Source organism: Stenotrophomonas sp. YIM B06876, from assembly GCF_030711595.1.
GTDB lineage: Bacteria > Pseudomonadota > Gammaproteobacteria > Xanthomonadales > Xanthomonadaceae > Stenotrophomonas.
This window is the reverse complement of sequence record NZ_JAUJUJ010000598.1, coordinates 1-401: the sequence shown is the minus strand read 5'-3', so window position 1 is coordinate 401 and position 401 is coordinate 1. Positions and strand designations below refer to the sequence as shown.

Annotated in this window: 1 protein-coding gene; it reads left to right on the top strand. The window is 65.3% G+C overall.

Annotation, left to right across the window (positions count from 1 at the left end):
- The coding region (locus QZH66_RS18655) for an efflux RND transporter permease subunit (RefSeq protein ID WP_305807271.1) at nt 1-401 on the top strand (401 nt) is incomplete at both ends.

Below are 401 nucleotides of genomic sequence, written 5' to 3'. Positions count from 1 at the left end.
TCTACTTCCAGGTCGGCCTGATCACCATCATCGGCCTGTCGGCGAAGAACGCGATCCTGATCATCGAGTTCGCCAAGGACCTGCAGGCGCAGGGCAAGGGCGTGATCGAGTCGGCGCTGGCCGCCGCCCACCTGCGCTTTCGGCCCATCATCATGACCTCGATGGCCTTTATGCTCGGCGTGCTGCCGCTGGCCATCGCCTCGGGCGCGGGCTCGGCCAGCCAGCGCGCCATCGGCACCGGCGTGATCGGCGGCATGGTCACCGGCACGGTCCTGGCCGTGTTCTTCGTGCCGATCTTCTTCGTGGTGGTGCGCAGCGTGTTCAAGGGCAGCGAGCGCCAGCGCAAGATCTATTCCGAGCATGCCGCCGCCGCAGGCATCGAAGCCCAAGATGAAAAAGAA